Raw genomic sequence first — 26462 nt, forward strand, 5'->3', positions numbered from 1 at the left:
TACCTCCATGTTTTACAATTATTTGTTTTTAGTTTCTATTTTAGTTAACGCTCGACAATTATAGTCAAGCCAACTCTAACCGTACTTAATGATACCTGATTTTCATCGACTAAATGATATTCGACTACAGTTGGATAAGAACCGGCAGGGAGCGATTCATCAAGGGTTATGTCTTTTAACTTGCCACCTCTTGGAATGATCGGCGATTTATATAAGACCACATTTTCATCGCTCTCCAGAAGGATGTCAAAATAAACGTCGTTTGTGTTTCCTTCAACATTTTCGACAATAGCATCGTAAGAAGCCACATCTCCACTTTCAAAATGCCAAGTAGTATTCATGGTCACTGTATAGTAGCCTGGTGCAACCGTAGCAGCTGCATCCTGCTCTTTGATATCAGCCAATACCTCTTCCGCATTTTCTTCCGTTACCAAAACAGGTCTGCTCTCTTCTTCCGCCTTGTCGTCCTTCCCTTTTGAAGTCGCAAGAACAATTATAGTAACCAGCATAGCCACCATCACTAACGCAATGATCGCACCGATAATCACTATCTTTTTACTGCCTTTGCCCTTTTCTGTACTGTCGGTCATTTAGCCGGCACCTCCATGTGTTAAATTGGGATGTTTCATGCACAATAGGTTATGGCGGTGTTTGCATATCATAGAAACTGAAGTGAAACATCATTCTACTCTTCAGTCCATGGCCTCTTGCTATCGTGTCCATTGGTATCACCCCACATTCCTTAAAAACAGCTCAACCAGTGTCAAAAAGTATATCGGTAGTTTAGATATGATACTTTAGCTTTTTTCAAAAGATTTTTCTGCGCAGTTGGAAGTCAACAAAATCTTTCGAATTAAGCTTAGTCATTGTAGCATCAGATTCTAAAGAAATAATAAACTTACGCTAAAAAAACGTTATATTCTGTTAAAAAATGAAGTATAATTTCATTCTTATGCAGTTTTACTGAAAATTTTATACCTTTTCCTATTACTATTTGCTGTGGATTTTTGAAAATGATTATGGTAATATATCCCACACAGATGGGGTCCTTGCTACCAAATAGGAGGAAATATGTTAACACAAAAAGATTTACAATCAATTGATGCGCTACTCGAAAAACGTATCAGTAGAGTCGATGAAAGGCTCACTAATCTCGAATATGGCATGACCGAGGTTAAGGGCAGTCTCGCAAACGTTGAGTCAGGCATGACCGAGGTCAAAGTAGTAATTCTAGAGAACAATGTCATCCCGAGATTAAGCACTATTGAAGAGTGCTATGTAGATGCTTCTAGAAGATACATCGAAAACAGTGACCAGTTTGGTGCTGCCATAGTAGACATCGAGATGATGAAACTCGCAATTCAGAAGAACTCTGCTGATATACAGGAGCTCAAGAACAGGCAGGCATAATACAGTTTTTACGCATTTGCGGCACAGGATACATATCCCGTGCCGTTTTTCATTGATCCCAAAATCATCCCCATCTCACCCCCGCATCGTCTTTGTGGTACTATATTAATGAGGTAAAAAGCATGAAGCACAGCATAGATTTCTTCAGAGACGAGATCAGATATGGTTTTTATGTACCCACACAGGTCAAGATTGCCTGGGCGACTGCACTTGACTTACTCAGGGTCATTGATGATATTTGCGCGCGGCACGGTATCACCTACTTTGCAGACTGGGGCACGATCCTTGGGGCGGTGCGGCACGGCGGCTTTGTGCCCTGGGATGACGATCTGGATATATGCATGCTTCGTGATGACTATGACAGGTTTATGGCTGTGGCTGACAATGAGCTTCCGGATGGATACTGCATACACAACTACGAAAGGCAGGAAGATCACTGGCTGTTCCTTGCAAGAGTCGTAAACCGCAGAAGAATTTCTTTTGACGAAGACGTCCTAAGGGACAACTACAATTTCCCCTGGCTCACAGGAGTTGATATATTCATCAAGGACTATCTGTATTCCGATCCCGCCGAGGAAAAGAAGCGGGACGACGAGGTTCTTCGGCTGATCGCAGTCGCAGACGGGATAACAGACAATTCCCTCAGTCCCTCCACCATCGAAACAGAACTTTCTTCTATTCAAAAGAAATATAACATCGCCCTCCCTTCTTCCAGAGACAAAAGGGCTGTTTCTGTTGCCCTCTATGCCCTTGCAGAGAAGCAGATGGGCAGGGTAAGTCGTGATGATGCGAGACAAATCGGTCAGATCTTCCCATTTATCCTAAGAGGCGGAAAGGGCGAACCCAAAGAGCTGTATGAATCTTTTGTGCGCATTCCCTTCGAGGATACAACCATACCTGTTCCGGCTAAGTACAACAGAGTGCTTTCAAGCCGCTACGGCAACTACAATGAGATAAGGAAAGTCTGGAGCGGACATACATATCCGGCCTTTGAGGCGCAGAAAGACCTGTTTGAAAAAAGTTCGAACGTAACTCTACCTCATTTTGCATATGATCCCGAGATGATGGAAAGACCGCAGCCTGACACATCCGGCAGCCTGAAGGCAATAGCCGGAGAGTGCCTTGATGGCCTTAAGTCCCTTTATGCAGATGCCTGTGCTATTATAAGTACGGGTACGCAAGATGAACTCTTAGCCAGGCTCGGCGAGCTTCAGCAGCTGGCGGTGGATCTTGGTACCCTTATAGAGAACGTTAAGGGAGAAAATAATCCTCACACCGTGGCCATTGTTTCTGTACTTGAGACCTTCTGCGAGGATATCTACAATTGCAGTCAGTCAGCTTTTGAACTCTTGTCCTGCAACGAAGCCTCCGTTTTCAGTCATGAAGCATCTGCTCAACGTAAAAGCGAATCCACAACCTCTAAAGGCAGCCTCTGTTCTCAGGATTCATCAGTACTGTTATCTCTTGACAGTACACTTGCCGCCCTTGAAAGTGCTCTTTCCGAACACCTTTTTAACCGTAAGGAGATCCTCTTTCTCCCCATCGGACCAAAAGAATGGAACACCTTATCCGGAGTATACGACCGCATTTCCAATGATCCGGACATAGATCCCGTTGTTGTGCCCCTGCCTCTTTTCACCAGGGACTACTACGGACAGCCGACCATGTCCATGGACGAAATAAGAAAGAGTGCCAATATCGGCAATTACCCTAAGGGTCTTCCAATACAGAACTGGGAAACCTATGACCTTGCCCTTCACTGCCCGGATTCAATATACATTCAGTTTCCCTACGACGGCGAGAATCCATATCTTACTATCCCACGGAATTTCTTTGCCGACAGTCTCCGCTCGTATACCCCGCAGCTGGTATATATACCCATAGGTAAGACCTCTGAATTTGGCGAAAAAGACATAACGGACCTGATCGTCCTAAGATACTATGTCACCGCTCCTGCCCTTATCTATGCCGACAGGATCGCAGTTCAGTCAGAGAACATCAAGACCCGCTACGTGACTGCACTCACCGCATTCGCAGACACGGACACAGAGCACATCTGGGAGGAGAAAATATACTATTCCCCCGAGATTTTTGACGAATGCTCCGATATCTTCAGCGAAAACGCTAACTGGAAGAACACTATCACAGAAAAAAACACCACAGAAATGGCCGCCGCAAAGATTACGACAACAGAAATTCCAACCAAAGAGATTACGACCGCAGGAATTACTACCACAGAAATCACTACCTCAAAAATATCTGCCTCAACAACTGCTTCAATTAAAAAGAATCTTCTCTACTGCATCAGTCTCTACGAATTTACCGAGCACGCGGATCACCTTTTGGGCAGCATAGAAGAAAGACTTGACGTGCTCTCATCGGCAAGCAGCAAAATAAATGCATCTCTTTGCTTCTATCCCGATAGCTTTGTCTGCAGTGACCCTCTACTGCATGACAGAATAGTCAGTCTCAAAGAATCCATTATCATAAGCGCAAAAGAAAGAGGAATTGAAACAATCCCTCTTCCCTCAGATGACGTTTATTCATTTGTCAGCTCTTTTGATGCCTACTACGGCAGCTCCAGCCCTCTTGTCCACATCTTTACCGGCCAGCACAAGCCGGTGATGATAGCCGACAACGGCATATGAATGGGCCGCGTTGACTCGTGCCAACACCGACACGCTTATCCCCCGCTCAGATAACGACACTTTTCCCAGCGAAAAAGGCTAGGCTTTTAACAACCGTACTTAACTGAACAGCTTAAACAGAAATTCCGGACGTGCGGCTTTCCCGCATCCGGCTCTTTACGAGACTAATTATTCGTATTACTGCGCATAGATACTTACGTATGTTCTAGGAAGAGCAACTTTATGATGTGAACTAATCATTGCCCAGAATTCGTTCCTATTGTAGCTCTTCTTTTGACTTCGTCTATTCAGCCAAAATAATAGACTTTTAAGGACTTCATATCTAAATGTCTTCAAACTTCGCAAGTTATCTGTAATCCCATAGTAATGGTACGGCTTTGTCTCCATCCATCTTGTTATGACATTCTCTCAAAAGCTCCACATTTATCATGTGGGATATGGATGTAAAGACCATGTTTGGATTCTGCGCGGATAAATCTGCTATTCTCGCCAATTTCGTTGTCATTTGTTTGTTCTTCTTTCTCTGTCTCTGAGTACAGTGAAGACTATCTCTGTGTATAGCAAATGTTTCCTCTTTGATATTGTCTCGCAGACCCAAGCTGTGAGGAACAGCTTGTTCTCGACTTCCCTCCAGCATTTATGTGTTCATGCCTTCATCGGTACTATTTGGGTCTCCGACTACCTGCAAACCATTCAACTCGCCATAAACAATTTTGGTGCATTGAAATGGCAATATTCCAGATTGCTTATTATTGTTTTGCATCCATTTTTCTTTTTACATCCTCAGGATCTACGATCAGTTTACCGTTTTCATCATACTCAAGATAAATCTCAGGAATATCCCATCCTCTTTTTATATGCTCCTCATAGAGTCTGATTCTCTGATACTTGTAGATGGGATATTCATGCTGTGAGGTATGTTTCCTGGGCATCTTATAATCTCCAAATATCCTGGTCAGCACCGTGTCGTAATCTCTGGGAATCGGTACGTCCATAACGCCTTCAAAGGGCATCCAGATTCTGTCTGTAAAATACCTGTCCTTAAAACCAACCATACCGTAATATATGACCTGCTCACGATTTTCAACATCCTCAGAGCCGCAGTCTTCGCATAATCCACAGGCCAGATCAAGGAGCCGCAGTATCTGAAGTTCCAGTGGCTCAGCATTGTTAAATGTGTAGGACAGCTCATTTTCCATTGTAGCCTTGATATTGCAGTATTCTGAATACTCCGCCTCGCCGATGCTCTTGCCATTTACGGCCCATTGCAGCATCAACAGCCTGTCAAGCAGCCTTATCAGTCTGTCCTGATATGCAAACTCTTCCAGGTCAGCCGGCACTCTGTCAAACACAAAAATGTCCACTCCAGTTGAATAGGGACATCCATGAAACCTTCCGAGAAATTCCGGAGTGGTATCAATTCTGGTTCCGTTGCAAATGTTGAAGCACATTTCCTTTGGCGCTATTGCTCCCGGCAAAAGAGACTTTGTCTTTAAATAAGGCGGAAGCTCTGCTGCCACGGCATCCATGAATCTCTCATAATCTGCTCTCAGCATTGCTATATCTATATCATCATCCCAGGGAATAAATCCCCTGTGTCTGACTGTTCCAAGTAGAGACCCGTAGCACATGATCCAGTTTATATCATGTTTTTTACAGATCTCACCTATCCATGAGAGAATCTCCATCTGAGCTCCCCACATTCTCTTCATCATGGCGGTCACATGAAACCCCAGCCGTATTTCATTTTTAAAGTATTCATCGGGAAAAGAGAGCATAAACAGCCTTTCTATATTTCAAGGTTCTGAATCATAACCGGTTTCTTGTTTATAACAAACTTCCTTGCTATCACTCCGGGATCGCCATAGAACGCATCGCACCTGCCAATGTAATTTTCAGTCAATCCACAAGAGTCATAAATACAGTTTTTCCAAACTGTACCTATTCCACTTACAATTTTTTTATACTTCTCCCACAGCGCATCATCCAGTTCTTTCAGACAATCTGTCAGAGCCTTCTGCGGCAGAACCACAGCCACCAGATTGTCAGCATTTTCAGCAAACAGATGAAGCGACCTTTTCATTTTCTCTATTGCCTTGTCTCCTCCAATGAGCAACATACTGATAGAAATATAATAAAGTACGACTTTCTTACCTCCAATATTTCCTACAAATTTATCCCACTCCTCAGAAGAAATCTCCACTGGTTTAGTTTTGTCAAAAATCCCAAAATCCTCCGGGAGTACTATCTTTTGATTCCAGTATTCTCTCGTTGGTTCACCCGTAAGCTCCACAAGTTTCTTAATATAAACCTGCTTCATCTTGTCCGAGCCCAACAGTATCCTGTCGGAATTGACTACAGCAGGCTGTTCAATAAGCACCGATATACTTTTTTCAGCTTTATCTCCTTCAACAGCCGGATCATCAGGATCAAAACAGGGAATGTATAGCAATTCATCAGTATATTGTTGAAGATTATGAGAGTAATAGAATTCCGGAACTGCCATCACTGTGCTGAAATCGTCATATGGAACCTGTATCACTATCATATCCGGATGTTCATTTGCAAAGTCATATTGTTCATGATCCTCGACGCTAACATGATTCGGGAAAAGGTCTTTTTCATCATGATCATCTAAATACTCGCCTTTGTAGTTCCTTTCATTGTAAGGAATAGGAAGTACATGAACCTCCACGTCAGGATCAGATGAAAAATGCTCCCAAAGTGGCTCCATACTACTCCACCACCTTGCTCTGCAGGGCAGAAAAACCACTTTTCTAATAGTTCTGTCTGCAGAAGGATTACTAGCCTTTAGAATATATCTGCTGACCGCCTTCAGCAGCGCCTGATTATTCATGCTATATCTATATGGCTGTCTTCCAAAATGCTCAAAAAGTATCTGTTCCTGTTCACCATATACAGGATAGTCATGAGCCCCACCGACCTTAACTACATTCCAGTAGTCACCATAGTCAGCTCTCAATTTCTCATCATATCTTGCCGGCACTCTTATATATGTATCTTCAAACGGAAGTTCTACAAAGGATTCGTATAGTTTGCGGCTATATATATGATTCCTATCAGTAATCCAAAAGCGCATAAGAGCTACTTTTTCAGCATCAGAAATAGGACATTCACTATAGATTTTTTCAAGACGTTTTAATGACTCCTGTTTATGGTCCTTGGTATATTCTGCAATGACTTTTTCAGCCCGTACTTTACGCTCGGCTTCCTTCTCAGGATCGTTGTACACCCCATCTAGCGGAAAAATATCTACTCCAGCAGTATATGGACACCCATAAAACTCATTCATATGTCCGTCAGAATAGTCAATAGCATGGCTATTCACAACTCTCCCAACAAGTTCTCTATATTCAGGTTGCTCATCAATGTTCATGATCACATAGCCTTCAGGAAGTTCCTTTTTAGCCACCTCGAAAAACCTGACATAATCACTTCTTAGCATGCATATATCAAGATCATCATCCCATGGTATATAGCCCCCATGTCTTACAGCGCCCATGAGAGTTCCATAATCTGCAAACCATTTAATCTCATGCCTGTCACATATTCCGGCAATCACAGACAGAACCTTCAACTGAGCCGCCCAATAGCGCTTCATCATGGTCGGAACAAAAAAGCCTTCTCTGACTTCATCTTCAAAGAAGGCCTCTGCAAAAGAAATATCCAAAATATCTACTCTTCCGTTATGATCCATATACCCAACTGTCCTGCTTTTTTTCGCCACTTAAGTAGCCAAAATCTATCTTCCTGATAGCCTTAATTATATCCTTGTAAGGAGTATTTTTTCCAAACAGAAGTGTTGTGCCAAGAACAAAGCCGTCGACTCCATGGGGAGCATACTTCTGTATGCGCTCAGCACTGCATGCGCCATCCCATATAAGCTTAAATCCCATTTTCTCCCTGAGTCTTATGAGCTGTTCAACCTTTTCTCCTACATAAGGCAGGAACATCTGACTAGCATTTCCAGGATTTACGGCCATAACCAGAACATGGTCTACGATCCTTAGCATCTCTCTTACTGTTTCAACGCTGGTTCCGGGATTGATAGCGATACCGGGATGCATCCCGGCATCTATGATTTTTTGAAGTGTTGCAGAAGGGTGATACTCAGCCTCCGGATGAATGTATACAGTATCTCCGGGACGCAGGTTATCCAAAAACATGTCAATATTATTTCTGGGATGTTCAATCATAAGGTGAACATCAAGCGGAAGGTCGGTTATCCTCGCAATGGCAGCCATGTCATACAAAGACATGGCAAAGTTGTGGACATAACGTCCATCCATTATATCTACGTGGAAAGAATCTATACCGGCATCCTCAAGATTATGTATCTCCCTCTCAAGGTTTCCAAAGTCTGCACACATCATCGATGCACATAAGGTAAACTCTTTATTCACAGCCTTTACCCCCGTCTTTATATTTCAATGTTTTGAAACATTACCGGCATTTTGGCATTTTGCGCTTCATAAGCAAGATCGGACGGATCTCCGTAATAAGCATCACAACCAAAAAGCACTTCCTTAGCAGACTGGTAAGTATCAGATTTGTCCAGATCGCCCCATCCTGCACCGGTAAACTCATCAACTATACTTCTGTATTCTTCTGTCACTCCTGATCTGTTGATCTTCAGGTACTCTTCAGTTCCAGACCAAGGATGCCACACAAGATGTACATCGGCAGATGATTCCTTAAACGTCTCAAGATTTCTCCTGAGTTTTTTAATGGCTTCATCTCCCCTCGAAAGAAATGGCAGTACATCAGTGTAATAAAAGATTTTTTTCATGACTTTTATTCTCCGGTGAATTGTCTGAATCTATAATAATATTGTATCACATAAATACGCTAAATCGTGATAAAATATATGTAATAATGCCGTTAAACCATCTTTTAAGGAGTCATGATGCTCTCTTTTCCAGACGAATTTTTCAAAGAAGAATGCAGAGGTGGCTTTTACATCTCCGAGATTATGAAAAAGAGTTGGGCTGTACAGCTCAACCTTCTAAACGAGATATTCGAAATTGCCGAAAGACACGGCATAAAAGCATGGCTCGACTATGGAACTCTCCTGGGAGCAGTCAGGCACCATGGTTATGTGCCCTGGGATGATGATATAGACATATCAGTCATGCGAAAAGACTATGCTCTTTTCATCAAATATCTAAAAGACGAACTTCCTCCCTATCGCTTTGTTGCAAGCTATTATACAGTGGACAATTACGACAAGCCCCATGCTGTTATATCAAACAGAGCAAACCTTGATCTAGGCAATGACCCTATAGAAACCAAAATCACCCAAGCTGAATATGATTTTCCTTGTACCAGCTGGGTTGACATCTTCCCTATGGATTATGTTCCTCACGATCCGAAACAATGGTCTCTCATGAAGGATCTGTATAATGCTGCATTTGGCCTTGCCACTGAAATGGATGCCTTTATAGCCGATGGTAGTTTTGAAAGTACTCTTTCCACTTTGGAAGAAGTTACTGGAACAAAAATAAAAAGAGACGACAAAATAAGGGGATCTCTGTGGATGTTAGCAGATAGGGTGGCGTCAATCACTCGTAAAAAAGAAGCTCAGAAACTTGCCTGGTATTATGATGGCGTTCATGCAGACGAAGCAAATATGCGCCCCGTATCAGCCTATGACAAGACTCTTTACATAAAATTTGAGACCATTACAGCGCCAATACCTGCCGGTTATGACGAAGTTTTAACTTCTATATACGGCAGCAATTACATGATTCCTGTTAGAGGAACTACAGCACACGATTATCCTCATTTCAAAAAGCAGGAAAGAGCCATTATTGCATGTGACAAAATAGCCCAGTTAGGAGATATCTTCTAAATGAAAAAAACTGTTTTTCTTCCCTGTCACCCAAATATGTGGGAGGGTTTTCAGACAATATGGGAAAAAGAAATAAATGATCCGGATAATCAGGTTGTAGTCATCCCTCTGCCCACATATCAGATAGGGCCAAATGAAAAACTCTACGATGCAGAATATATAACCACGGGATATCCTGAAAGCGTGAAGATATATGATGTAAATGATTATGACCTCGAAGCTGAGCATCCGGACACTATATATATTCAGAACATCTCAGATAATAACAATCCGGTATTTGCAGTCCACCCTCACTTTCATACTTCCAATCTGCGCAAATTTACAGACAATCTTATCTATATACCCTACAGCACCTTAAGCGACATGGACCAGGACACAACCTACCTAAAAAGAGTCTATAGCAAGATAATAACTCCCCCGGGTATTCACAATGCAGATAAGATTATCGTCAGCTCAGAATCAATAAAATCCATGTATCTTAATCTTATTAGTGATGGAGACATAGAAACTTACAAAAAATGGTATCCCAAAATCACCTGTGAAGATTACCCCAGGATAGCCATTTTAAAGAAGTATGACAAAAGCACAGTACCGTATCCAGCCAGCTGGAACAGACATCTTTTTGATTCTACGGGAAAGCGAAAAGAAGCAGTGCTCTTTACAACTTCTGTTTTCGGAGTACTCCAAAACAACAGGTCTCACTTTCGAGCTGCACAAAAAGTTTTTGAAGAATATGAGCAGAAGAAGGATACTGTTGCTTTTATCTGGCGTCCAAACAAGTACTTACCTGACATGATAATGAAATACCGACCTGAGCTTTTTGATGACTTCAGAGTTTTGCTGGAGTATTATATCACTCACGATATCGGTATTTTTGATGAAACTCTGACTCCAACTCCCGCTATAATACTATCCGACAGCTTCATTGGAGATGAATGCGTGGTAAAAGAGCTTTTCGAATCCACCGGAAAGCCTGTATATTCAAATGACGCCGATACTCTTTAAGGCCTCAATAACCTCAGGATATGCAAACTGTCCCAGGTGAACCTTATCAGGCGAAAGATACTTTTCATCTGTCTGCATATCTTCAGTGATCATATCAGAAAACAATGAAATAAAGCCTATACCATTTTCGCCACATCTGCGACAGAGTTCTTCGTTAAAATACTCTGTCGCTTTATTACGTTCAGCAGTAGTCCCTATTCTTGGATACTCTTCAGTTACAGGGCAGGTATCGTTTTGTGAAGCAATAGGTCCCCAGCACAATACTTCATGCCCGAGGTCACTCAGCCACAAAAGAAATTCCATATAGTTATCAAGGATTTCATCTATTATTGTCTTATAGTCTTTTCCCTGCCTCGCTGTCTGCTTAAAAACATGTGCACGCAGGTCAACCTCTCCAAGCACACACAGTATCTTTGCATCGGGAAGAATAAAGTTTTTAAGAGCCCAGTCCAGTTTCTCCCTGAAGCGATTCGAGGATCCATACTGATTGCTCTTATAGGCAAGACATGGTCCGAAATGCAGTGTAGTAATCGGATCATCAGATTTACGAGTACAGGTATTCACCTCATTCCCTATTGGTATAAACGATAGATTCTCATTCCCACTAAAGAAGTTGACATGAGAATCCCCTATTACAACCAGCGTATTATCTCGTATATGTCGTAAGAACGCATCGTCATAATTTGCCTTTTCTATAAACGATGCAGCCAAGTCATTGTCAGGAAGCATGTCCTCATAGGAAATCAGCGTATCGATGATATGTAATGCCTGTTCAGCATCTTTCTTTGCTTTTGCTCCCTCAAGTTCATTAGAAATCTGTCCCAGCTCTTCTTCCAGTCTGTCGAAATGCTCCTTGTCATATAACTGCCGAAGTCCATACAGTTCCACATAAACACAAGATATCAGATCATCTATAGGAAGATTCTCAATAAATCCCGGATTCTTTTGCAAAATATCTCTCAATTTCTTCATAAGTTCTCTATTCTTAACCGGCTCACTTTGACCTTCATCGGAATTGTTAAATTGTCCGCTAGACTCATTGGCATGATCTATAGACTCATCATCATCCCAGACCTCCTTGTAGCCATCCTTGAATTCCATCTGAGCCGCCTGTAGCATCTGCTTTGGTGTAAGCTTTTCCTGATAATATGGATTATCAAAGAGGTTTGCATTGTCCTCTCTCACTGAGTGCCCTTTTTCAAAAGAAATGGCATCAAAATCCTTTGAAAGCCACAAAAAGTCCCTATCCGAAATGGTGTCTATATTAAAAAATTCTCCTCCAAGCCTGAAGGAATGCCACTCCCTCAGAGCATATGCATCGCTATGCCTTTTTGCCACAAAGGTTCCATAAGTCTCAAACTCACTAAAAGAAGAACTCTGTATCTTATCTTCAGGAATTGCATTTAAGATCTTTTCCCAAAAATGAGCACCGGGAATTACAGCATTACTCTCAATTTCTTGAATAAGCTCCTTCATATATTCAACATTAAAGAGCATATGCTCGGATATAAAGGATCTTTCTATTGTTTTTGAAAGTCCCGGAAGTATAATTCCCAAGGTGTCAAAGTATTCCTCGTGAAACTCATGCTTAAGGTCAAAATAGGGTTTCGTGGTACCTTCCGTGAACATGTTTAATTTCCTACAGGGAATGGTGTCCCCATCCCATGTCATATAATATTCATCTTCACACAAAAAAGCATACTGCATCTTGAGAAACTGCTGGTAATACCAGCCTGTTATCCCTCTTGGAAGCTCTCTGCCATTGAGAATATGCTTCATCCTATCGGCAACAACTTTGTGAACACTGTCAAAAGGGATAATGCTATCCTCATCTATAAACCCTACTTTTCCTTTAATCTCCGGGTTTGCGTTTAGTATATCTCCTACTTCGACTTTTCCAACAAAGCAGATATCCCCATAGGTTATATTATCAATAATTCTTGGGTATAGTCCGATTAGTCTCTGACAATCAGCAGGAGTTATTACCACAAGTGTTTTAAAGTTGGTTTTAGAACTCTCCATTTACATTCTCCCTGTTTAGATCAATGTATTTCTATATGTTTTATTGTATCACCAATTAGTGTTATATTGTGTATTAGCACTGAAAAAGAGCCCCGGAAAACCGGAGCTCTTTTTGGTAGTCGCAATGATCTAAACAGACGTTCAAATACATTTAGCCTACAGTTATTAGCCAAGAAGAGACAGAACACCCTGATTTGACTGATTAGCCTGAGCCAGCATTGACTGTCCAGCCTGTGCAAGGATGTTGTTGTTAGAATACTTAACCATCTCTTTAGCCATATCTGTGTCACGGATCTGTGACTCAGCTGCCTGAGTATTCTCAGTTACGTTATCAAGGTTCTTGATTGTGTGCTCAAGTCTGTTCTGAATAGCACCAAGGTCTGATCTCTGCTTTGAAACACTCTGAAGAGCATTCTTAACAGCGTCCATTGCAGTACGAGCATTAGCGCCATCAGTGCCTGAAACGTCGACGTTACCAACACCGATGTTTGAAGCAGTCATCTTTGTGATGCTGATAGAAATCTGGTTTGTAGAACCAGTCTCTGTTCCAACCTGAAGCTTCTTGTCTGTAAAGGTTCCATCAAGAAGTGCCTGGTTGTTGAACTCTGTAGCAGAAGCTGTACGTGTGATCTCAGATGTAAGAGCCTTCATCTCAGACTGAATGTACTGACGGTCTGTTGACTGAAGAGTATCATTAGCAGCCTTTGTTGCCAGCTCGTTCATTCTCTGAAGCATATCATGTACTTCATTAAGAGCACCTTCAGCTGTCTGTACTGCAGAAATACCATCCTGAGCGTTTGCAGAAGCCTGTGTAAGACCTCTTACCTGACGTCTCATCTTTTCGGAAATTGCAAGACCTGCTGCATCATCTGCTGCTCTGTTGATCTTGTAGCCGGATGATAACTTCTCACTTGACTTAGCCTGAATACCAGTTGTGATACCAAGCTGTCTGTTTGCGTTCATTGCTGTGACGTTGTGTTGTACTACCATAATATAATTCCTCCTTGAATTTGTACGGCAGCATCCTTGCTGCTCGTGTGCTTTGTTTTGAAATTACCTTTGTGCTGGCCAAAGATAATCTCTGTTCTTTTTTACACTTTTATTATCGTCTATAAATGTAAAAACTTAATATGTAAAATTATAAACAAATTATAAACTTTTTAAGAATTCTAATTCTATGAAAAAGAGCTCCGGAAGTTTCCGGAGCCCTTTGAATAATTCTAAACCGGTTTACTGTTTTACTGAAGAAGTGAAAGTACACCCTGGTTGGTCTGATTGGCCTGTGCAAGCATTGACTGACCTGCCTGTGCAAGGATGTTGTTATTGGAGTACTTAACCATCTCTTTAGCCATATCTGTATCACGGATCTGAGATTCAGCTGCCTGAGTATTCTCAGTTACATTGTCGAGGTTCTTGATTGTATGCTCAAGTCTGTTCTGTACAGCACCAAGATCGGACCTCTGCTTTGAAACGCTTTGAAGCGCGTTCTTAACAGCATCCATTGCATTTCTGGCATTCACTCCACTTGACCCTGAGACATTGATCGCCGATCCGCTAATACCAATTGCCGAAGCAGACATCTTAACAATATTGATTGCTATCTGGTTAGTAGATCCTGACTCAGTTCCAACCTGAAGTTTCTTGTCCATGAAGGTTCCATCAAGAAGAGGCTGATTATTGAATTCCGTTGCAGCTGATGTACGGGAAATCTCAGATGCAAGAGCGTTCATCTCAGACTGGATATATTCACGATCTGTTGACTGTAAAGTATCATTAGCAGCTTTTGTTGCCAGCTCGTTCATTCTCTGGAGCATATCATGAACTTCATTGAGAGCTCCTTCTGCGATCTGCACTGCAGAAATACCATCCTGAGCATTCTCTGAAGCCTGTGTAAGACCTCTTACCTGACGTCTCATTTTTTCAGAAATCGCAAGACCTGCTGCATCATCTGCTGCTCTGTTGATCTTGTAACCTGATGATAACTTCTCACTTGACTTAGCCTGAACACCTGTTGTAATGCCAAGCTGTCTGTTTGCATTCATCGCTGTGACGTTGTGTTGTACTACCATATTTAATCCTCCATGAACGGGGCTCGCTTCCTTGCTGCCTTTCCATTTTTATTTGTGCAGTCCTACGCGGAGTCCCTTCCATGGCTGCTTTTGTTTTGTTTTACACTAAAGATATCGGCATGTTTTCCCCCTTCTTAACCCCTCATGAATGATTTTTTCATATTTTTTTGCAATATTGAAACTTTTTTATTTTTTTTGCATTTTACCCTAAAGTAAAAAGGACTTGTAGCCGATAAATAGGCTCAAGTCCTTTTGTGTGTTATTTAAATACAATTCAATCAATTCTTCTTGTCCATGAACTGAGGTGGGATATTCTTGAAGTTGTTCATAGTCTGATAGTAGTTGAATGCGGCAGATGATGAGTTTCTGCTCTGATTCATATTCTCTCTTGCTGTACTGAAATATTTCTCTGCCAGTCTTTTATTTCGATGCTCAGAGGCCTCTATTGATGCGCTCTTACCGGTAATCTCCTGGATAAGCTTTTGCATTCTTTTTATTTGGTCCGCATACTGCTCTTTATGCTCGCCGATTTCCTCTTTTACCCGATCAAAGAGACTTTGAAAACCATCATCCAGTGAATTAATCTCATCGATCAGTTTGCTCTTGGCATCCACTGTTGCATCGAAAGCTGCTTCATCCACCTTCCCGGAATCACTTAAAATATCTGCTTGTTTTGTATTCTGCTCTTCTATCCTGGTAAGTATCTCTACCTTCTTCTGAAGGCTCTCCTCTAGCATATCCAGACTGGCTGATATCATGTTATCCCCCTTATGCGTCCTTCACCATGATGTTATTAGCCTTCATTACCTGAACCCAATTGTCCCTGATAGCATGCATATGAGAGTTGACCTCGCCAACAATCTCTCTGTCTTTTGTAATGTTTGCTTCAACCAAACGTCTTGCTATGTAGGAATACATGTTCTCAAAATCCTGAGCAACGGGATATTTCATGTCCAGCGTATTTCGAAGGTAATCTATTATCTTCTCAGTCTTAATTATATTTGTGTGGGCTTTTTGAATATCTTTGTTTTCAATCGCAAAATCGGCGATATTCAAAAATTTGATAGCTCCGTCATAGAGCATCAATGTGAGTTCCGGCCCACTGGCAGCATTTACTTTATTGTTCTTGTACTGTGCATATGCAGCTCTCTGTTGTGCTGTAAGTACCGGCATATTCTCTACCTCTCATCATTTATTCTGGTATATTTAATGACTATCAGCCACCACCAAAGAAACTTGACAGTGATCCACTTGCAGAGTTTATCTTAGACAGGGCACTCTCCATAGAAGAAAACTGTTTGTAATATTTATCCTGAGCGGCTTCCAAGGCCTTCTGAGCGTCTGATATCTTTGTGTTATAAGCGCTATACTGAGAGGCCATAAGCTTATCTTCATAAATCGTAAATGAGCTACTGTACTGTGTACCTTTCATCAGATCACCCATTTTTGAATACAGTGATCTTGAAAGTTCTGTAAAGAAACTCTGTACCATCTCCGGGTCAGTTGAAATTGCACTTCTTAAGAGATCTGTATTGCCACTTGAAACACTATCATCCGCATCGCCATCGATATGGAGCAGGTCTCTTTCATTCTCTTCAGTACCGAAATAACTTCCCGTAGATATTCCAAAGCTTGCCAGTGATAATCTGCTGGCAGATCCATCCTTCATGGTGATATCAATTCCGGTTGTCATAACGCTTTTCATAGCATTTCGGATAGAAGAAATGGTCTCATCACCGCTAAGCAGTCCTGTTTTGATTTTGTTTTCCCACTCCTCGACTTCCTTATCAGACATTTCTTCTTTCTGTTCGTCGGTGAGCATACTGTATTTCTTAGCCGGGTCAGCATTATAAAGAGTAGCGAACTCTTTCATAAGATCATTATACTCTTTTATAAGCTTCTTTACATTATCATAAATACCGCTGGTATCCTGCTGAGTAGTAAGTGTTATTCCTGTCGCCTTTTCCTTTGCGGTAATTGTAAGGCCGTTGATTTCAAACACATTATTCTCTGATGTATATTCAACACCATTGAGTTTAATCTTAGCGCTTGATCCTGCAATGTAGTTAGAACTGTTCTCCTCAGAATCACCACTGAGAGTAAGGCCTAACTTCTGCATTGCATCTGTTGCGTCTTTAATATGGAATGCAGACTTTGCTCCTTCCTTCTGGGAAGCCACAAAAAATCTGCCATTCTTTTCATCATAGTTAAAATCAAGTTTTGTGCCACTTACTGATGAAGCACCTTTTAACTTATTTAGAATGCTGGAAATTGTATCTCCCTCAGCAATATCAACTGCAAGGATATCATTCTCATCATCACCGATCTGGAACTTGATCTGGTCACCGGGATTAATGCGAAGATCTGAAATTGATGTAGAAGCTTTGGCATTCTCTCCGTTAACCTTAACCTCATTTCCGGTAAGGTATGCAGACTTTGCAAGATCTGTTATATCGAGGGTCTGCGAAGAATTCATAGCAGATCCGGAAGTAACTATTGATACTGCATTTGAGTTGCTGGCCGATGTTGTCTTCTTGGTATACGCCGTTGAAAAACGCATATTTGACAACGCGCCGTTATAGAAGGAAACAACCTTCTTGTTGAGTTCTTTAAACTTATCCTGCTTCCAAGAGAGTTTTTTCTGATCTCCCTGAAAGTTCTGTAACTTGGTTTTCTTAGTACTGGTAAGAGCTGTTATGATACTCTCAGTATCCAGGCCCGAGTTCATTCCCGTAATTCGTATAGGCATAGTGTTTCTCCTTTCTCAATCCGTGAGCTTGTTACATGGAATTCCTTTTCCATACAAGGGGTTATCGCTTCTCGTCAACCATGATCCCGGCAATTTCCCAAACCTTGGCTATCATATCCAGAGTCTCTTCCGGAGGAAATTCCTTGATAACCTTCTTTGTCTCCTTGTCAACCATCTTGATGGTCACACGGTTTGTCTTATCATGGATTCCAAAAACAGCTTCAGCGTTGGACTTAACGTTCTTGGTCATCTCAGATATTGCCTTTCTGACCTTCTCGTTATCCTCCTGGATCTGTTCCTCAGTTTCAGCATACCTTTCTCTGGCCTGTGTATAAGCCTGAGTGCCACTCTGAGCGTCATGACCTGAATCCGCAGAATTATCGGCAGCTTCAACCTTAAGTTCAATTGTTGGCGCTGCTTCCTGATTTACAATCTCTGACTGCGACTGATTCTGTTCCTGTACCTGTGTCCTTACCTGTGGCTGTGTCTGCTGAATCAGCGGACTAAAGCCGTTAATTGCATCCATTCCCATAATCTTATACCTCCATGACCTCCATGTCTTAACCGGGTATCAACGTGTTCTATCGCAACATTTTATGCACAAAAACAAAAGGTTTGTACACGATTTCTTATCCTTTATATCGGTAATGAAGATTATAACTTTATGTTTTCAGGTGTTAAAAATGAAGAATTAATAAAAATTTTAGAATTACAGGGTTAAAACTTCGGGAAGTAATTTGGTATAGGCAAACTTTTCGAATACTTTTTTCTGTCCGCTTTGTGCAATTTCTTTTCTCTCATCATCATTTTCAAGGTAATATGCAGTCTTCTCGATGAATTCTTCCGGCGAACGGACAATAACAAGGTCTTTATCTTCTTCGAAGTACTCTGCTATTTCATCCTGATATGTTGTAATAAGGAACCCTCCTGATCCCAGCACGTCCATAACACGAAGAGGAATTCCTGATGGGATGCATCTGAAAGTCATATTGATGTTGATCTTGCTGTTATGGAATATATAGGGCATCTGAGAGTTGTAATCGGCAAGTCCAAGGCAATTCACACCGGGGATAGGCCTCGCATCAGGCGTTGTATAAAGCGTTGTGTCAAAGCAATCTCCCAGAGCTTCAAGTATTTTACGGCGCTCGGTCACTGTTACTTTTTTCCTGATGATATCAAGGATCACGCGGTCATAATCAACGCTGTATTTGCCTGTATCCTCAAACCTGATGAAGCTCCTAAGCGTTTCCATCAGGGAGTCGTCAATAACTCTGTTGTCAGAGATAATGTCTTTTCCATAAACCAGTTGTTGCGCTTTGATCACGTCTTCCAGATAATCCTTAAGTTCATCCGGAAATAATGCCTGATCAAAGAAATTGAATTCGTTATCATAAAGATTTCCAAGGAAAGTTACATCATGCATGTAAGATTCAGGTGTCGTAGTAAGATCAAGGCTCCTAAGCCTTTCTTCATTCACCCCGAGAGGCGTATGATAAACATGCTTCGCGCCAAGAGTTTTCAGCTCTTCACAAAGTCTTTTGTCGAATATATGTATACGGTTTTCTTCATAAGAAATAGTACTTGAGTAAAGCGGATAATGCGGACAATCAAAGACCCATGACACATAGATACTATGATGTTCATGACAGGCTTCTGCCACTTCAGGGAAATAGTCAAAACTAAAAACGCAGTCGTAATCTCTTTTCCCTATATCATCATGATCGCGGAAGGTCTCAACCTCATGCCCGAGTCTCTTCATGGCATCCCGGCAATCCTCGCCGTTAAATTCATCCCAGTCGTAGTAAAGTATCCGCATTGCATCTCCCACATACACATTTACTGCCAAAAAACGCCCTGCACAGGTTGTGCAGAGCGCTTGTAATCACACAAAAATCAAAGCAGGTTCTTCAGAGCCTCAAGTCCTGCTACATCTGTAGCTTCCTTGTTCTCATTCTGAATCTGGATATAAACTTCTTTTCTGTAGATTGGGATCTCCTTGGGCGCGGAAATGCCGAGCTTGATCTGGTCTCCCCTGATGTCCAGAACAGTGATCTCGATATTGTTATTTATGATGATCGCCTCGTTCTTTTTTCTTGATAATGCTAACATAGTTTGTCCCTCCGTGGTTTATGAATTAGCTTCTTTGTTCTTCTTGAGGATATCGTAGATTGGGAACTTAACAGGATAGTTGTCGTTCTCTACGATAGCCTGTGTGCCCTTCATATCCTTAACGTTGATGACAAACGGTCCCATAAGGTTTACGGTCATCTTAGCAAGGTCATGAGGAACAGTAACTGTTACAAGAACAAGAATATCATCATCATTGAGATCGCCCACATCCTCGATCTTGGATCTGTCGATTTCAGGACTATAGTCCGGGCATACTACAAGAGGATCCATTACAGGCATTGCAAAGCCGGGCTCCTCGATGGACTGAAGCCATTTGATGGTGTTTGTAGCGCCGTCTTTGTCGTCGCTCTCATCATGCATCAGTGTGAATTTCTTTAAATCAGGAAAGCCGATTATACCATTTGGGAAATTGATAATCTTGCTATCTTCAATCTCTACTTCGCCGAAAATTCTTGTTGTGAGTTTCATGTTGTAACCTCCATAGTCTTTAGTGACTTTGCTACACATTAATTATATACGCAATTTCGTACAATTGCCATATTAATTCAAACAATTTGTTCCCCATCAAATATAATTCATAAAACTAGTCTGGCTGATCTTACCAGTTGCCATAAGGCTCGCCTCATAAGTAACCTGTGCTGTAGTAAGCTTAGTTGCAGCTTCTGCGATATCGATATCCTCATTCTCAGACTGGAGAGTCTTAAAAGTAGTTGTTTGATCCATAAGTCTCGTGCTTACAAGGTCAAGTCTCTTTGATCTGGTGCCGTTATCTGTAACAGCGATATTTGCTGTATCAAGAGCCTTCTGCATTGAAGTGATCTTGTGCTCGAATTCCTTCTGGAGATTCTCTCTCAGGTAATCGTAAGCCTTGGTTGCTGAATCAATTTCGTTCTGAAGTTTTGCTTTCTTTGCCTCATCGCTGGTGCTTCCAAGCTTGTCCTTAAGAGTCTTCAGAGTTGTATCAAGTTGCTTCAGCTCATTGAGCATGTTCTTAAGATCGCTGACATCTCTTCTAACATCCGTCGTAAACACCGCATCAGCAGTGGTATTAACAACTACCGACTGTGCAAATCCAACATCATAAGCGATATCATGTCCTGCTGTTCCCTTATTATAGAGAATAGATTTTCCGTTCTCATCGGTATAAGTGCAGGCGAATAGGTTCTGAGGTCTGATGTCGCCTGTATCCCACTCCTTCTTGTCATAGACAACATCAATGCTGTTGGCATTGATGAGATCCGGAAGTGTCGCAAACTTGTTTCTGAGTTCCTCGTTCAGAAGGACCTCACCGGTTGCAGCGTTCAGATAAGCGTAGGCACCCTTTTTCTGGGTGAAAAGAGTTTCATACGCATCGTCAATCTGCTGCTCAGTGCTGGTTGAGTAGATGATACTGGCAGGACCGATCTCAAGGCTGGTCTCAAGGTAGGATGAATATACGCTTCCGTTAGCTGTTATCTGAACAACCTCATTGCTAGTTGTTCCGTCGCCGTTGTCTCTGCCGATGTCATTTCTAAGTGTAATTGTTCCGTCACTGTTTACTGTAGCGGAGTAGCCATTCTCGTCGAGCTTGATTGTGTAGCTCTGGTCAATTGCCGGAAGAAGCGGAACATTTAAGCTTACTCTTCCTGCTGTGGAAGTGTAGGTTATTGTCGTTACGTCTTTTGACTGAATCTCAGCGATTGCGGAATCAACAGTTGAAGTGCTTGGATTAAAGGTTCCGTCAGCCTTCAAGTTGATCATGTAAGTCTTTCCCGTGTCCTGATCGTATCCTTCAATATAGTAAGTTCCGTCATTCTTAAGACTTGCGTTATAAACGATATTGTCGCTCTCAATCTCATAAGTTGAGCCGTCTTTGTTGATCGGAATGGATGCGTAGTGAGTGATCCCCTCTTCGGTCTTGTAAGTTACGCTGATGGTGTCCATGGTGCTGGCAACTGTGCTGGTAGCCGGCTGCTGGAGCGCTTCCCTGAACTTAAGGGTTGCAGACTTACCATCGCCTTCAACGAAGTTAAGGTTATCATAAGAGAGTCTGAGCCTTCCGACATTTCTTTCAACTATCTCATGCTCTAAAGTAGCAGTAGTATCATCGTTCAGGATTGTTGTGGAATTGAGTTTATACTTACCGACGATCCTGTCGGAATCTCCGATACTTCCCGCATTGAACTCGTCATTAATATCTGTATAGGCTGCAGTTGTTGTCTTGTCAAAGGTAAGAGGAGTATCTGTCCTGTAGCCTGTAAATACGTATCTTCCTGCGTAGTCAACGTTGCCGGTCGCATAATACTCTTTTGACAGAGCATCCATCTGTGTAACGATTGTGGAAAGATCGTCCAGAGTCAGATCCTTATTGGCGCCCTTGGTTGCCTGCTTTACGCAGTCAGTCAGAACGCTTGTAACCGTTGAAAGCGCATCTGCAGTAACCTGAAGCCAGCTCTCAGCGTCTTTTGCATTCTTCTCATAGTACTGGGAGAGCTGTGTCACGTTACTTCTAAGACGAAGTGCGCGAATAGCGATGACCGGATCGTCCGAAGGTCTCGTTATCTTCTTTCCCGTACTCATCATGGTGTTGAGCTGATCCTCAGACACCTTGTTGTTATTTATATTGTAAAGGGAATTGTTCTGCATGATTTTGTTAGTGATGCGCATAGTAATCCTCCAGGGTAATAAGACATTCCATTGTCCTGAAAAAGTGTGCATCCTTGCAGAGTATATGATTTTCACTACGTATATCGACAGTTAACCCCAAGAACTTAAGGATTTGATGAAAAAAAATGAGCCTTGGTGGGCTGGGTGAGCCTAGGGGACGGAGTCAGGGGTTCATTTTCAGAAAATTCTGAAAATGAACCCCTGACTCCGTCCCCTAGGCTCCCCCAGCCCACCAAGGCTCATTTGGCTCCTCGTATTATACTCCGGTCTGGAGAATCAGTCTGTCGTAAATCTCAGTCAGCGTCGAGATCATCTTGGATGAAAGTGTATACGCGTTCTGGAATTTAACCAGGTTTGCAGCTTCCTCATCCTCATCAACACCGGTATCTGAAAGTCTCTGGTTGCTGATGGTGTTTTCCAGTGATGTGTAGGTGTCTTCAAGAGTCTGTGAGTTCGCCTTGTTAAGTGCTATGTCCGCAAGGACCTTTGTAAGGAACTCGCCTGAAGTTGCGCCTCTGAAGACCTTCTCGGTCTTGAACATGTCTTTTAACTTAGTGAGGTTTCCAAACTCGGACTCACCCTCAGTGATATCGGCCTTGGTAGCCAGTCTGTCGGAATTATCCAAAAGAACTGAACTCACCGTAAAGTTACCGCCCCTCAAGTTATAGTATCCCTTGTTCTCGGAAAGAGTTGTGAGCTGCTCGAAACTATACTCAGCGCCTGTGCCGGTGTCCATGGATCCCGAAAGAGCAAACACGCCGTTGAGGGAATCTGAGGTATAACCGGTGGTCATGATATTGTTGACCTCGCTTGAGAACTGTCTGATCCACTCGTTCATCTGAGCCATGTAGTAAGGAATGCCCTGATAGTTGTTGGAGTAGCCGATGCTTACATTCTTGCCACCATCGGGAATACTGCTCAGTGTTGTAGAATCTATTTCAAATGTATAAGTAGAATCTCCGTCGTAATCCCAGCTGTCATACTTGTAGGTCTTGGCGCCGATCTTGATGGTTCCGTCTGCAGGGATCGTGCACTTATTCATGTCTTTTAAGTAATCGTTGTCAACGTTTACCTTGACCAGTACGCTTCCGTCAGGTCTCTGGATGACACCGCCCTCAGGAGCCTTACCATGGAAGTAGTGGGCATTATTTCCATCTCGCATTGCTAAAAGACCTTGAAGCTCTCCGCCGATCAGCTGTGAATCCAGCGCAAAATCAGAAAGCTCATTTACATTGTCGCCATCCTTATAATTGGCTGTGCCCCACTTGATATCAAAGAGGCCCTTCACATCGTTCTGGCCTGTCGCACCATCATCAGAGCGGGATACACAGATCATCTGTCTGTATTCGTAGGTATCAACCAGCTCATAGGATCCACCAACCCAGATCTGATATCTTGTTGCGCCTGTATCTCTGTCAGGCTGTGACTCATCGACGATTGGGCTCTCCTTAACCTCAACTGAGATTATCTTGGAAAGGTCATCGACCAGCATATCTCTTTTATCTCTGAGCTCGTTTGCCTTGCTGCCGGTCATCTCGATGATGTTGATCTGCTTATTTATAGAAGCAACCTCCTGAGCAATGGCACTTACTCTGTCAGCGCAGAGCTTGATCTCTGCATTGACGTCGGCCTGCTCGTTCTGAAGGCTGGTATAAACGTTGTTAAAGTACTCGGTGATACTCTTTAAACTGGACACATAAGCTGACTTGGTCTCGGTGGTTCCTGCTGCTGTTCTTACTGACTCAAGTGCTGCTTCCATCTTATTGAAAAGAGTGGAGAAGCCGGTGGAACCATCGTCGTTTAAGTACTGCTCAATAAGGCCGTTGTAGTAGTTCTTTTGCTGAACGTTACCAAGAAGTGTCTCGTTCTGCCTGAACTTATTGTCGTAGAAGCTGTCCCTGACTCTCTCGATGGCGATCGTGTCAACTCCGGCACCTGCGCATCCATATGTAGCAAAAACTCTCAGAGCATCAGTTGCTTCCTGTGAGACTTTCTGCCTGCTATAGCCGTCTGTATTGGCATTTGATATGTTGTTTGCTGTGGTGTTTAACGCTGCATTGGCTGCTCTAAGGCCTGAAGCTGCAATGTTAAGTCCAAAGAATTGAGATGTCATAGCCTATCTCCTTCGAAAAAAGTTGACGCCTTTAGTTAGCTCTTTTACGAACCAAGTGTAGTAACAAGGTGTTCAAGCATCTCGCTTACTACGTTGATATATCGGCTTGATGCGTTGTATGCATTCTGGAACATGATCATGAATTCCAGCTCTTCGTCGCTTGATACGCCAAGGATCTGCTCTCTTGCTGCCTCTACTGAAGAAACTGTCTGCTCTTGAGCTTCTTTGATGCTGTTGTAGACATCACCTGAGTTTGCTACCTGTGATACAAGGCTGTTGTAATAAGTAACGAAGCTGTTTCTGGTGGTCACGTTCGGATTCAGTGTGTACTGCTCCTTGGTGAAAGCCTCTTTTAACAGAGTAGTTGTAGTGTTGTCCTCGTTTCCATCTATGGTTCTGAATGTGAAAAGAGTGGGCTCCTGTATGAGCTTTGGATTGATCTGTGAGTTCTTTATTGTAAAGCCTGTAAGAACTGTTCCTGCCGGCATGTTCTTGTTGATGTCATAGGTGAGCTTGTCCTCTTCATTTGCACAGATGAAAAGTGTGAAGTCCTTGGCATCGCCCATGGACTTGTCGAGGAATGCGGGATTACTCTCGGCCTGCTCCATGATGTCGTTGATGGAAGTCATGATGTGGTGCACCATCTGGTCGAACTCAGCCTGAACGTTCATAATGACTGACTGTGCAATGTTGCTGTTGTAGAACTCCTGATCTTCCTGTATGTCATGGTAAGTTGCGTTGTGATCGCCTCTTGCAAGAAGGATTGATCTGAGCTTACCTATATCTGTATTGGTTACGGTTGAAATGTTCTGTGTCAGGTCGTAAACATGTGCTCCTTCGATAGAAACTACTGTCTTGGAGCCGTCCCTGTTGTCGACGGTCTTAGCTGCGTATTCCCAGTAAGGAGTTGCATATCCGACACTGCTCTCTAAGGTGGTGTCAATTGCCAGGTGGTTTACGTGATCGCTGGTTACAAATGTGGATCCTTCGAAAAGAACTGTCACATTCCCGAAAACGTCTTCATTATATTCAATCTTTCCGTACTCGGAGAGCTGATCTAAAAGAAGATTTCTCTCATCTCTAAGGTCGTTGGCACTCTCCTGCTTACCTGACTCTATATAAACGATCTCTTCGTTAAGTTCTCTGATCCTGTCGCCGTACTTGTTGATGGTGTCGCACATTCCCTTTACTGTGGAATCCATGTTTTCCTGATATGCAACAAGTCCGTCGTATACGCTTTTTGCTCTTGTTAAAAACTCATTCGCTCTTGTTATGAAAGAGGACTGCGTAACGGCTGAGCAAGGGTCTTTTGCCATCTCCTGAACTGAAACCCAGAGGTTGTTTAAAGAGTCTGCGAATTCCGATCCGTTCATCTCCTGAAGCTGGTCTTCTATCTCTTCAAGGGCCTTTAAGGAAACATCATAAAAAGCCGCCCTTCCTGTCTCTCTTCTAAATGAAAGATCAAGAAAGTCGCTTCTTACCTGTTTACAATTATTGTAATTTACGCCGGTACCAATCTGTTTCCAGGAAATCTGCTCATATTTTCTCTCGAGCGTCTGATATGCTCTTGTTCCCTGAGAAACCTGCTGTCTGGTGTACCCTTCAGTATCCACGTTCGACATGTTATGCGCTGTGGTGTTGAGCGCATTCTGTGAAGTTTGGAGTCCCGATGTACCTACATACAAGTTGGCCATGAGAGACATAATGTATAACCTCCGTGCCCTATTTTAGGCAAAATTTAAGACACTACCGCGAAAAACGGTATTCACCCGGGTGGATTATCTACATGCATCCGTCT

22 protein-coding genes are annotated in these 26462 nt (G+C 42.5%); 4 read left to right on the top strand and 18 right to left on the bottom strand.

Annotation, left to right across the window (positions count from 1 at the left end; all coding sequences use genetic code 11):
• Positions 1 to 44 precede the first annotated feature (44 nt).
• On the bottom strand, positions 45 to 590 hold the full coding sequence (locus tag G632_RS0115325) for a hypothetical protein (RefSeq protein ID WP_022770315.1): 546 nt from the start codon (positions 588 to 590) through the stop codon (positions 45 to 47).
• 481 nt (positions 591 to 1071) lie between these two features.
• Here G632_RS0115325 and G632_RS21460 point away from each other — a divergent pair, with 481 nt between their 5' ends.
• A complete protein-coding gene (locus tag G632_RS21460) occupies positions 1072 to 1410 on the top strand; it encodes a hypothetical protein (protein ID WP_022770317.1) in 339 nt (112 codons plus the stop codon).
• A 122-nt stretch (positions 1411 to 1532) separates the two neighbouring features.
• Positions 1533 to 4058 (top strand): LicD family protein, encoded by a 2526-nt coding sequence (locus G632_RS0115335; RefSeq protein WP_022770318.1) that lies wholly within the window; start codon positions 1533 to 1535, stop codon positions 4056 to 4058.
• A gap of 749 nt (positions 4059 to 4807) precedes the next feature.
• Here the strand turns inward: G632_RS0115335 and G632_RS0115345 are convergent.
• The 4 genes from G632_RS0115345 to G632_RS0115360 form a co-directional block, all read right to left on the bottom strand.
• On the bottom strand, positions 4808 to 5773 hold the full coding sequence (locus G632_RS0115345; protein ID WP_026512627.1) for a LicD family protein: 966 nt from the start codon (positions 5771 to 5773) through the stop codon (positions 4808 to 4810).
• A 74-nt stretch (positions 5774 to 5847) separates the two neighbouring features.
• The gene (locus G632_RS0115350; protein WP_022770324.1) at positions 5848 to 7776 is read right to left on the bottom strand and encodes a LicD family protein; all 1929 of its coding nucleotides are present in this window, start codon (positions 7774 to 7776) and stop codon (positions 5848 to 5850) included.
• Entirely contained in the window at positions 7766 to 8452 is a 687-nt protein-coding gene (locus G632_RS0115355; protein WP_051154965.1) for a ribulose-phosphate 3-epimerase, read from the bottom strand. The genes G632_RS0115350 and G632_RS0115355 overlap by 11 nt, the downstream gene beginning before the upstream one ends.
• A 47-nt stretch (positions 8453 to 8499) precedes the next feature.
• Positions 8500 to 8868: a hypothetical protein gene (locus G632_RS0115360; protein ID WP_022770327.1), complete on the bottom strand. Its 369-nt coding sequence runs from the start codon at positions 8866 to 8868 to the stop codon at positions 8500 to 8502.
• Between the two features lie 114 nt (positions 8869 to 8982).
• Between G632_RS0115360 and G632_RS0115365 the strand changes: the two genes are divergently transcribed.
• Positions 8983 to 9930, top strand: coding sequence for a LicD family protein (locus G632_RS0115365; protein ID WP_081647194.1), 948 nt, complete (start codon positions 8983 to 8985; stop codon positions 9928 to 9930).
• Positions 9931 to 10935, top strand: a complete 1005-nt coding sequence (locus G632_RS0115370; RefSeq protein ID WP_022770330.1) for a hypothetical protein — start codon at positions 9931 to 9933, stop codon at positions 10933 to 10935.
• On the opposite strand, the gene G632_RS21465 is transcribed toward G632_RS0115370, so the two are convergent.
• The 13 genes from G632_RS21465 to flgK all read right to left on the bottom strand — a co-directional run bounded on the left by G632_RS21465 (position 10912) and on the right by flgK (position 26367).
• Entirely contained in the window at positions 10912 to 12957 is a 2046-nt protein-coding gene (locus tag G632_RS21465) for a DUF6492 family protein (protein ID WP_022770331.1), read from the bottom strand. The two genes, G632_RS0115370 and G632_RS21465, sit on opposite strands and share 24 nt — an antisense overlap.
• 165 nt (positions 12958 to 13122) lie before the next feature.
• Positions 13123 to 13947, bottom strand: coding sequence for a flagellin N-terminal helical domain-containing protein (locus G632_RS0115380; protein WP_022770332.1), 825 nt, complete (start codon positions 13945 to 13947; stop codon positions 13123 to 13125).
• A 248-nt stretch (positions 13948 to 14195) separates the two neighbouring features.
• A complete protein-coding gene (locus G632_RS0115385) occupies positions 14196 to 15026 on the bottom strand; it encodes a flagellin N-terminal helical domain-containing protein (RefSeq protein WP_022770334.1) in 831 nt (276 codons plus the stop codon).
• 278 nt (positions 15027 to 15304) lie between these two features.
• Positions 15305 to 15784: a hypothetical protein gene (locus tag G632_RS0115390; RefSeq protein WP_022770335.1), complete on the bottom strand. Its 480-nt coding sequence runs from the start codon at positions 15782 to 15784 to the stop codon at positions 15305 to 15307.
• A 10-nt stretch (positions 15785 to 15794) separates the two neighbouring features.
• Positions 15795 to 16199 carry a flagellar export chaperone FliS gene (gene fliS, locus G632_RS0115395; protein WP_022770336.1) on the bottom strand — a complete coding sequence of 135 codons (405 nt, stop codon included), beginning with the start codon at positions 16197 to 16199 and terminating at the stop codon, positions 15795 to 15797.
• Between the two features lie 43 nt (positions 16200 to 16242).
• A complete protein-coding gene (gene fliD / locus G632_RS0115400; protein WP_022770338.1) occupies positions 16243 to 17775 on the bottom strand; it encodes a flagellar filament capping protein FliD in 1533 nt (510 codons plus the stop codon).
• 61 nt (positions 17776 to 17836) lie between these two features.
• Positions 17837 to 18307 carry a flagellar protein FlaG gene (locus G632_RS21810; protein WP_022770339.1) on the bottom strand — a complete coding sequence of 157 codons (471 nt, stop codon included), beginning with the start codon at positions 18305 to 18307 and terminating at the stop codon, positions 17837 to 17839.
• Positions 18308 to 18484: 177 nt separating this feature from the next.
• A complete protein-coding gene (locus G632_RS0115410; RefSeq protein ID WP_026512629.1) occupies positions 18485 to 19621 on the bottom strand; it encodes a glycosyltransferase family protein in 1137 nt (378 codons plus the stop codon).
• Between the two features lie 47 nt (positions 19622 to 19668).
• Complete coding sequence (gene csrA, locus G632_RS0115415) at positions 19669 to 19884, bottom strand: carbon storage regulator CsrA (RefSeq protein ID WP_022770342.1); 216 nt, start codon at positions 19882 to 19884, stop codon at positions 19669 to 19671.
• Positions 19885 to 19902: 18 nt separating this feature from the next.
• Complete coding sequence (gene fliW / locus G632_RS0115420) at positions 19903 to 20373, bottom strand: flagellar assembly protein FliW (RefSeq protein ID WP_022770343.1); 471 nt, start codon at positions 20371 to 20373, stop codon at positions 19903 to 19905.
• A gap of 96 nt (positions 20374 to 20469) precedes the next feature.
• A complete protein-coding gene (locus tag G632_RS21475) occupies positions 20470 to 22551 on the bottom strand; it encodes a flagellin N-terminal helical domain-containing protein (RefSeq protein ID WP_022770344.1) in 2082 nt (693 codons plus the stop codon).
• 256 nt (positions 22552 to 22807) lie between these two features.
• A complete protein-coding gene (locus G632_RS0115430; protein WP_022770346.1) occupies positions 22808 to 24664 on the bottom strand; it encodes a flagellar hook-associated protein FlgK in 1857 nt (618 codons plus the stop codon).
• A 44-nt stretch (positions 24665 to 24708) separates the two neighbouring features.
• The gene (flgK, locus tag G632_RS0115435; protein ID WP_022770347.1) at positions 24709 to 26367 is read right to left on the bottom strand and encodes a flagellar hook-associated protein FlgK; all 1659 of its coding nucleotides are present in this window, start codon (positions 26365 to 26367) and stop codon (positions 24709 to 24711) included.
• Positions 26368 to 26462: the final 95 nt, after the last annotated feature.

The sequence above is a fragment of the Butyrivibrio sp. NC2007 genome, from assembly GCF_000421405.1.
In the GTDB taxonomy this organism is placed as follows: Bacteria; Bacillota; Clostridia; order Lachnospirales; family Lachnospiraceae; genus Butyrivibrio.

What these genes read in the sequence shown, in the direction of transcription:
- G632_RS0115355 (WP_051154965.1), bottom strand. Translation starts at nt 8,452, where the DNA reads ATGATGTGTGCAGACTTTGGAAACCTTGAGAGGGAGATACATAATCTT.
- G632_RS21475 (WP_022770344.1), bottom strand. Translation starts at nt 22,551, where the DNA reads ATGCGCATCACTAACAAAATCATGCAGAACAATTCCCTTTACAATATA.
- G632_RS0115370 (WP_022770330.1), top strand. Translation starts at nt 9,931, where the DNA reads ATGAAAAAAACTGTTTTTCTTCCCTGTCACCCAAATATGTGGGAGGGT.
- G632_RS21810 (WP_022770339.1), bottom strand. Translation starts at nt 18,307, where the DNA reads ATGGGAATGGATGCAATTAACGGCTTTAGTCCGCTGATTCAGCAGACA.
- G632_RS0115430 (WP_022770346.1), bottom strand. Translation starts at nt 24,664, where the DNA reads ATGACATCTCAATTCTTTGGACTTAACATTGCAGCTTCAGGCCTTAGA.
- csrA (WP_022770342.1), bottom strand. Translation starts at nt 19,884, where the DNA reads ATGTTAGCATTATCAAGAAAAAAGAACGAGGCGATCATCATAAATAAC.
- G632_RS0115325 (WP_022770315.1), bottom strand. Translation starts at nt 590, where the DNA reads ATGACCGACAGTACAGAAAAGGGCAAAGGCAGTAAAAAGATAGTGATT.
- G632_RS21460 (WP_022770317.1), top strand. Translation starts at nt 1,072, where the DNA reads ATGTTAACACAAAAAGATTTACAATCAATTGATGCGCTACTCGAAAAA.
- flgK (WP_022770347.1), bottom strand. Translation starts at nt 26,367, where the DNA reads ATGTCTCTCATGGCCAACTTGTATGTAGGTACATCGGGACTCCAAACT.
- G632_RS0115385 (WP_022770334.1), bottom strand. Translation starts at nt 15,026, where the DNA reads ATGGTAGTACAACACAACGTCACAGCGATGAATGCAAACAGACAGCTT.
- fliW (WP_022770343.1), bottom strand. Translation starts at nt 20,373, where the DNA reads ATGAAACTCACAACAAGAATTTTCGGCGAAGTAGAGATTGAAGATAGC.
- G632_RS0115365 (WP_081647194.1), top strand. Translation starts at nt 8,983, where the DNA reads ATGATGCTCTCTTTTCCAGACGAATTTTTCAAAGAAGAATGCAGAGGT.
- G632_RS0115350 (WP_022770324.1), bottom strand. Translation starts at nt 7,776, where the DNA reads ATGGATCATAACGGAAGAGTAGATATTTTGGATATTTCTTTTGCAGAG.
- G632_RS0115335 (WP_022770318.1), top strand. Translation starts at nt 1,533, where the DNA reads ATGAAGCACAGCATAGATTTCTTCAGAGACGAGATCAGATATGGTTTT.
- G632_RS0115345 (WP_026512627.1), bottom strand. Translation starts at nt 5,773, where the DNA reads ATGATGAAGAGAATGTGGGGAGCTCAGATGGAGATTCTCTCATGGATA.
- G632_RS0115360 (WP_022770327.1), bottom strand. Translation starts at nt 8,868, where the DNA reads ATGAAAAAAATCTTTTATTACACTGATGTACTGCCATTTCTTTCGAGG.
- fliD (WP_022770338.1), bottom strand. Translation starts at nt 17,775, where the DNA reads ATGCCTATACGAATTACGGGAATGAACTCGGGCCTGGATACTGAGAGT.
- G632_RS21465 (WP_022770331.1), bottom strand. Translation starts at nt 12,957, where the DNA reads ATGGAGAGTTCTAAAACCAACTTTAAAACACTTGTGGTAATAACTCCT.
- G632_RS0115390 (WP_022770335.1), bottom strand. Translation starts at nt 15,784, where the DNA reads ATGATATCAGCCAGTCTGGATATGCTAGAGGAGAGCCTTCAGAAGAAG.
- fliS (WP_022770336.1), bottom strand. Translation starts at nt 16,199, where the DNA reads ATGCCGGTACTTACAGCACAACAGAGAGCTGCATATGCACAGTACAAG.
- G632_RS0115380 (WP_022770332.1), bottom strand. Translation starts at nt 13,947, where the DNA reads ATGGTAGTACAACACAACGTCACAGCAATGAACGCAAACAGACAGCTT.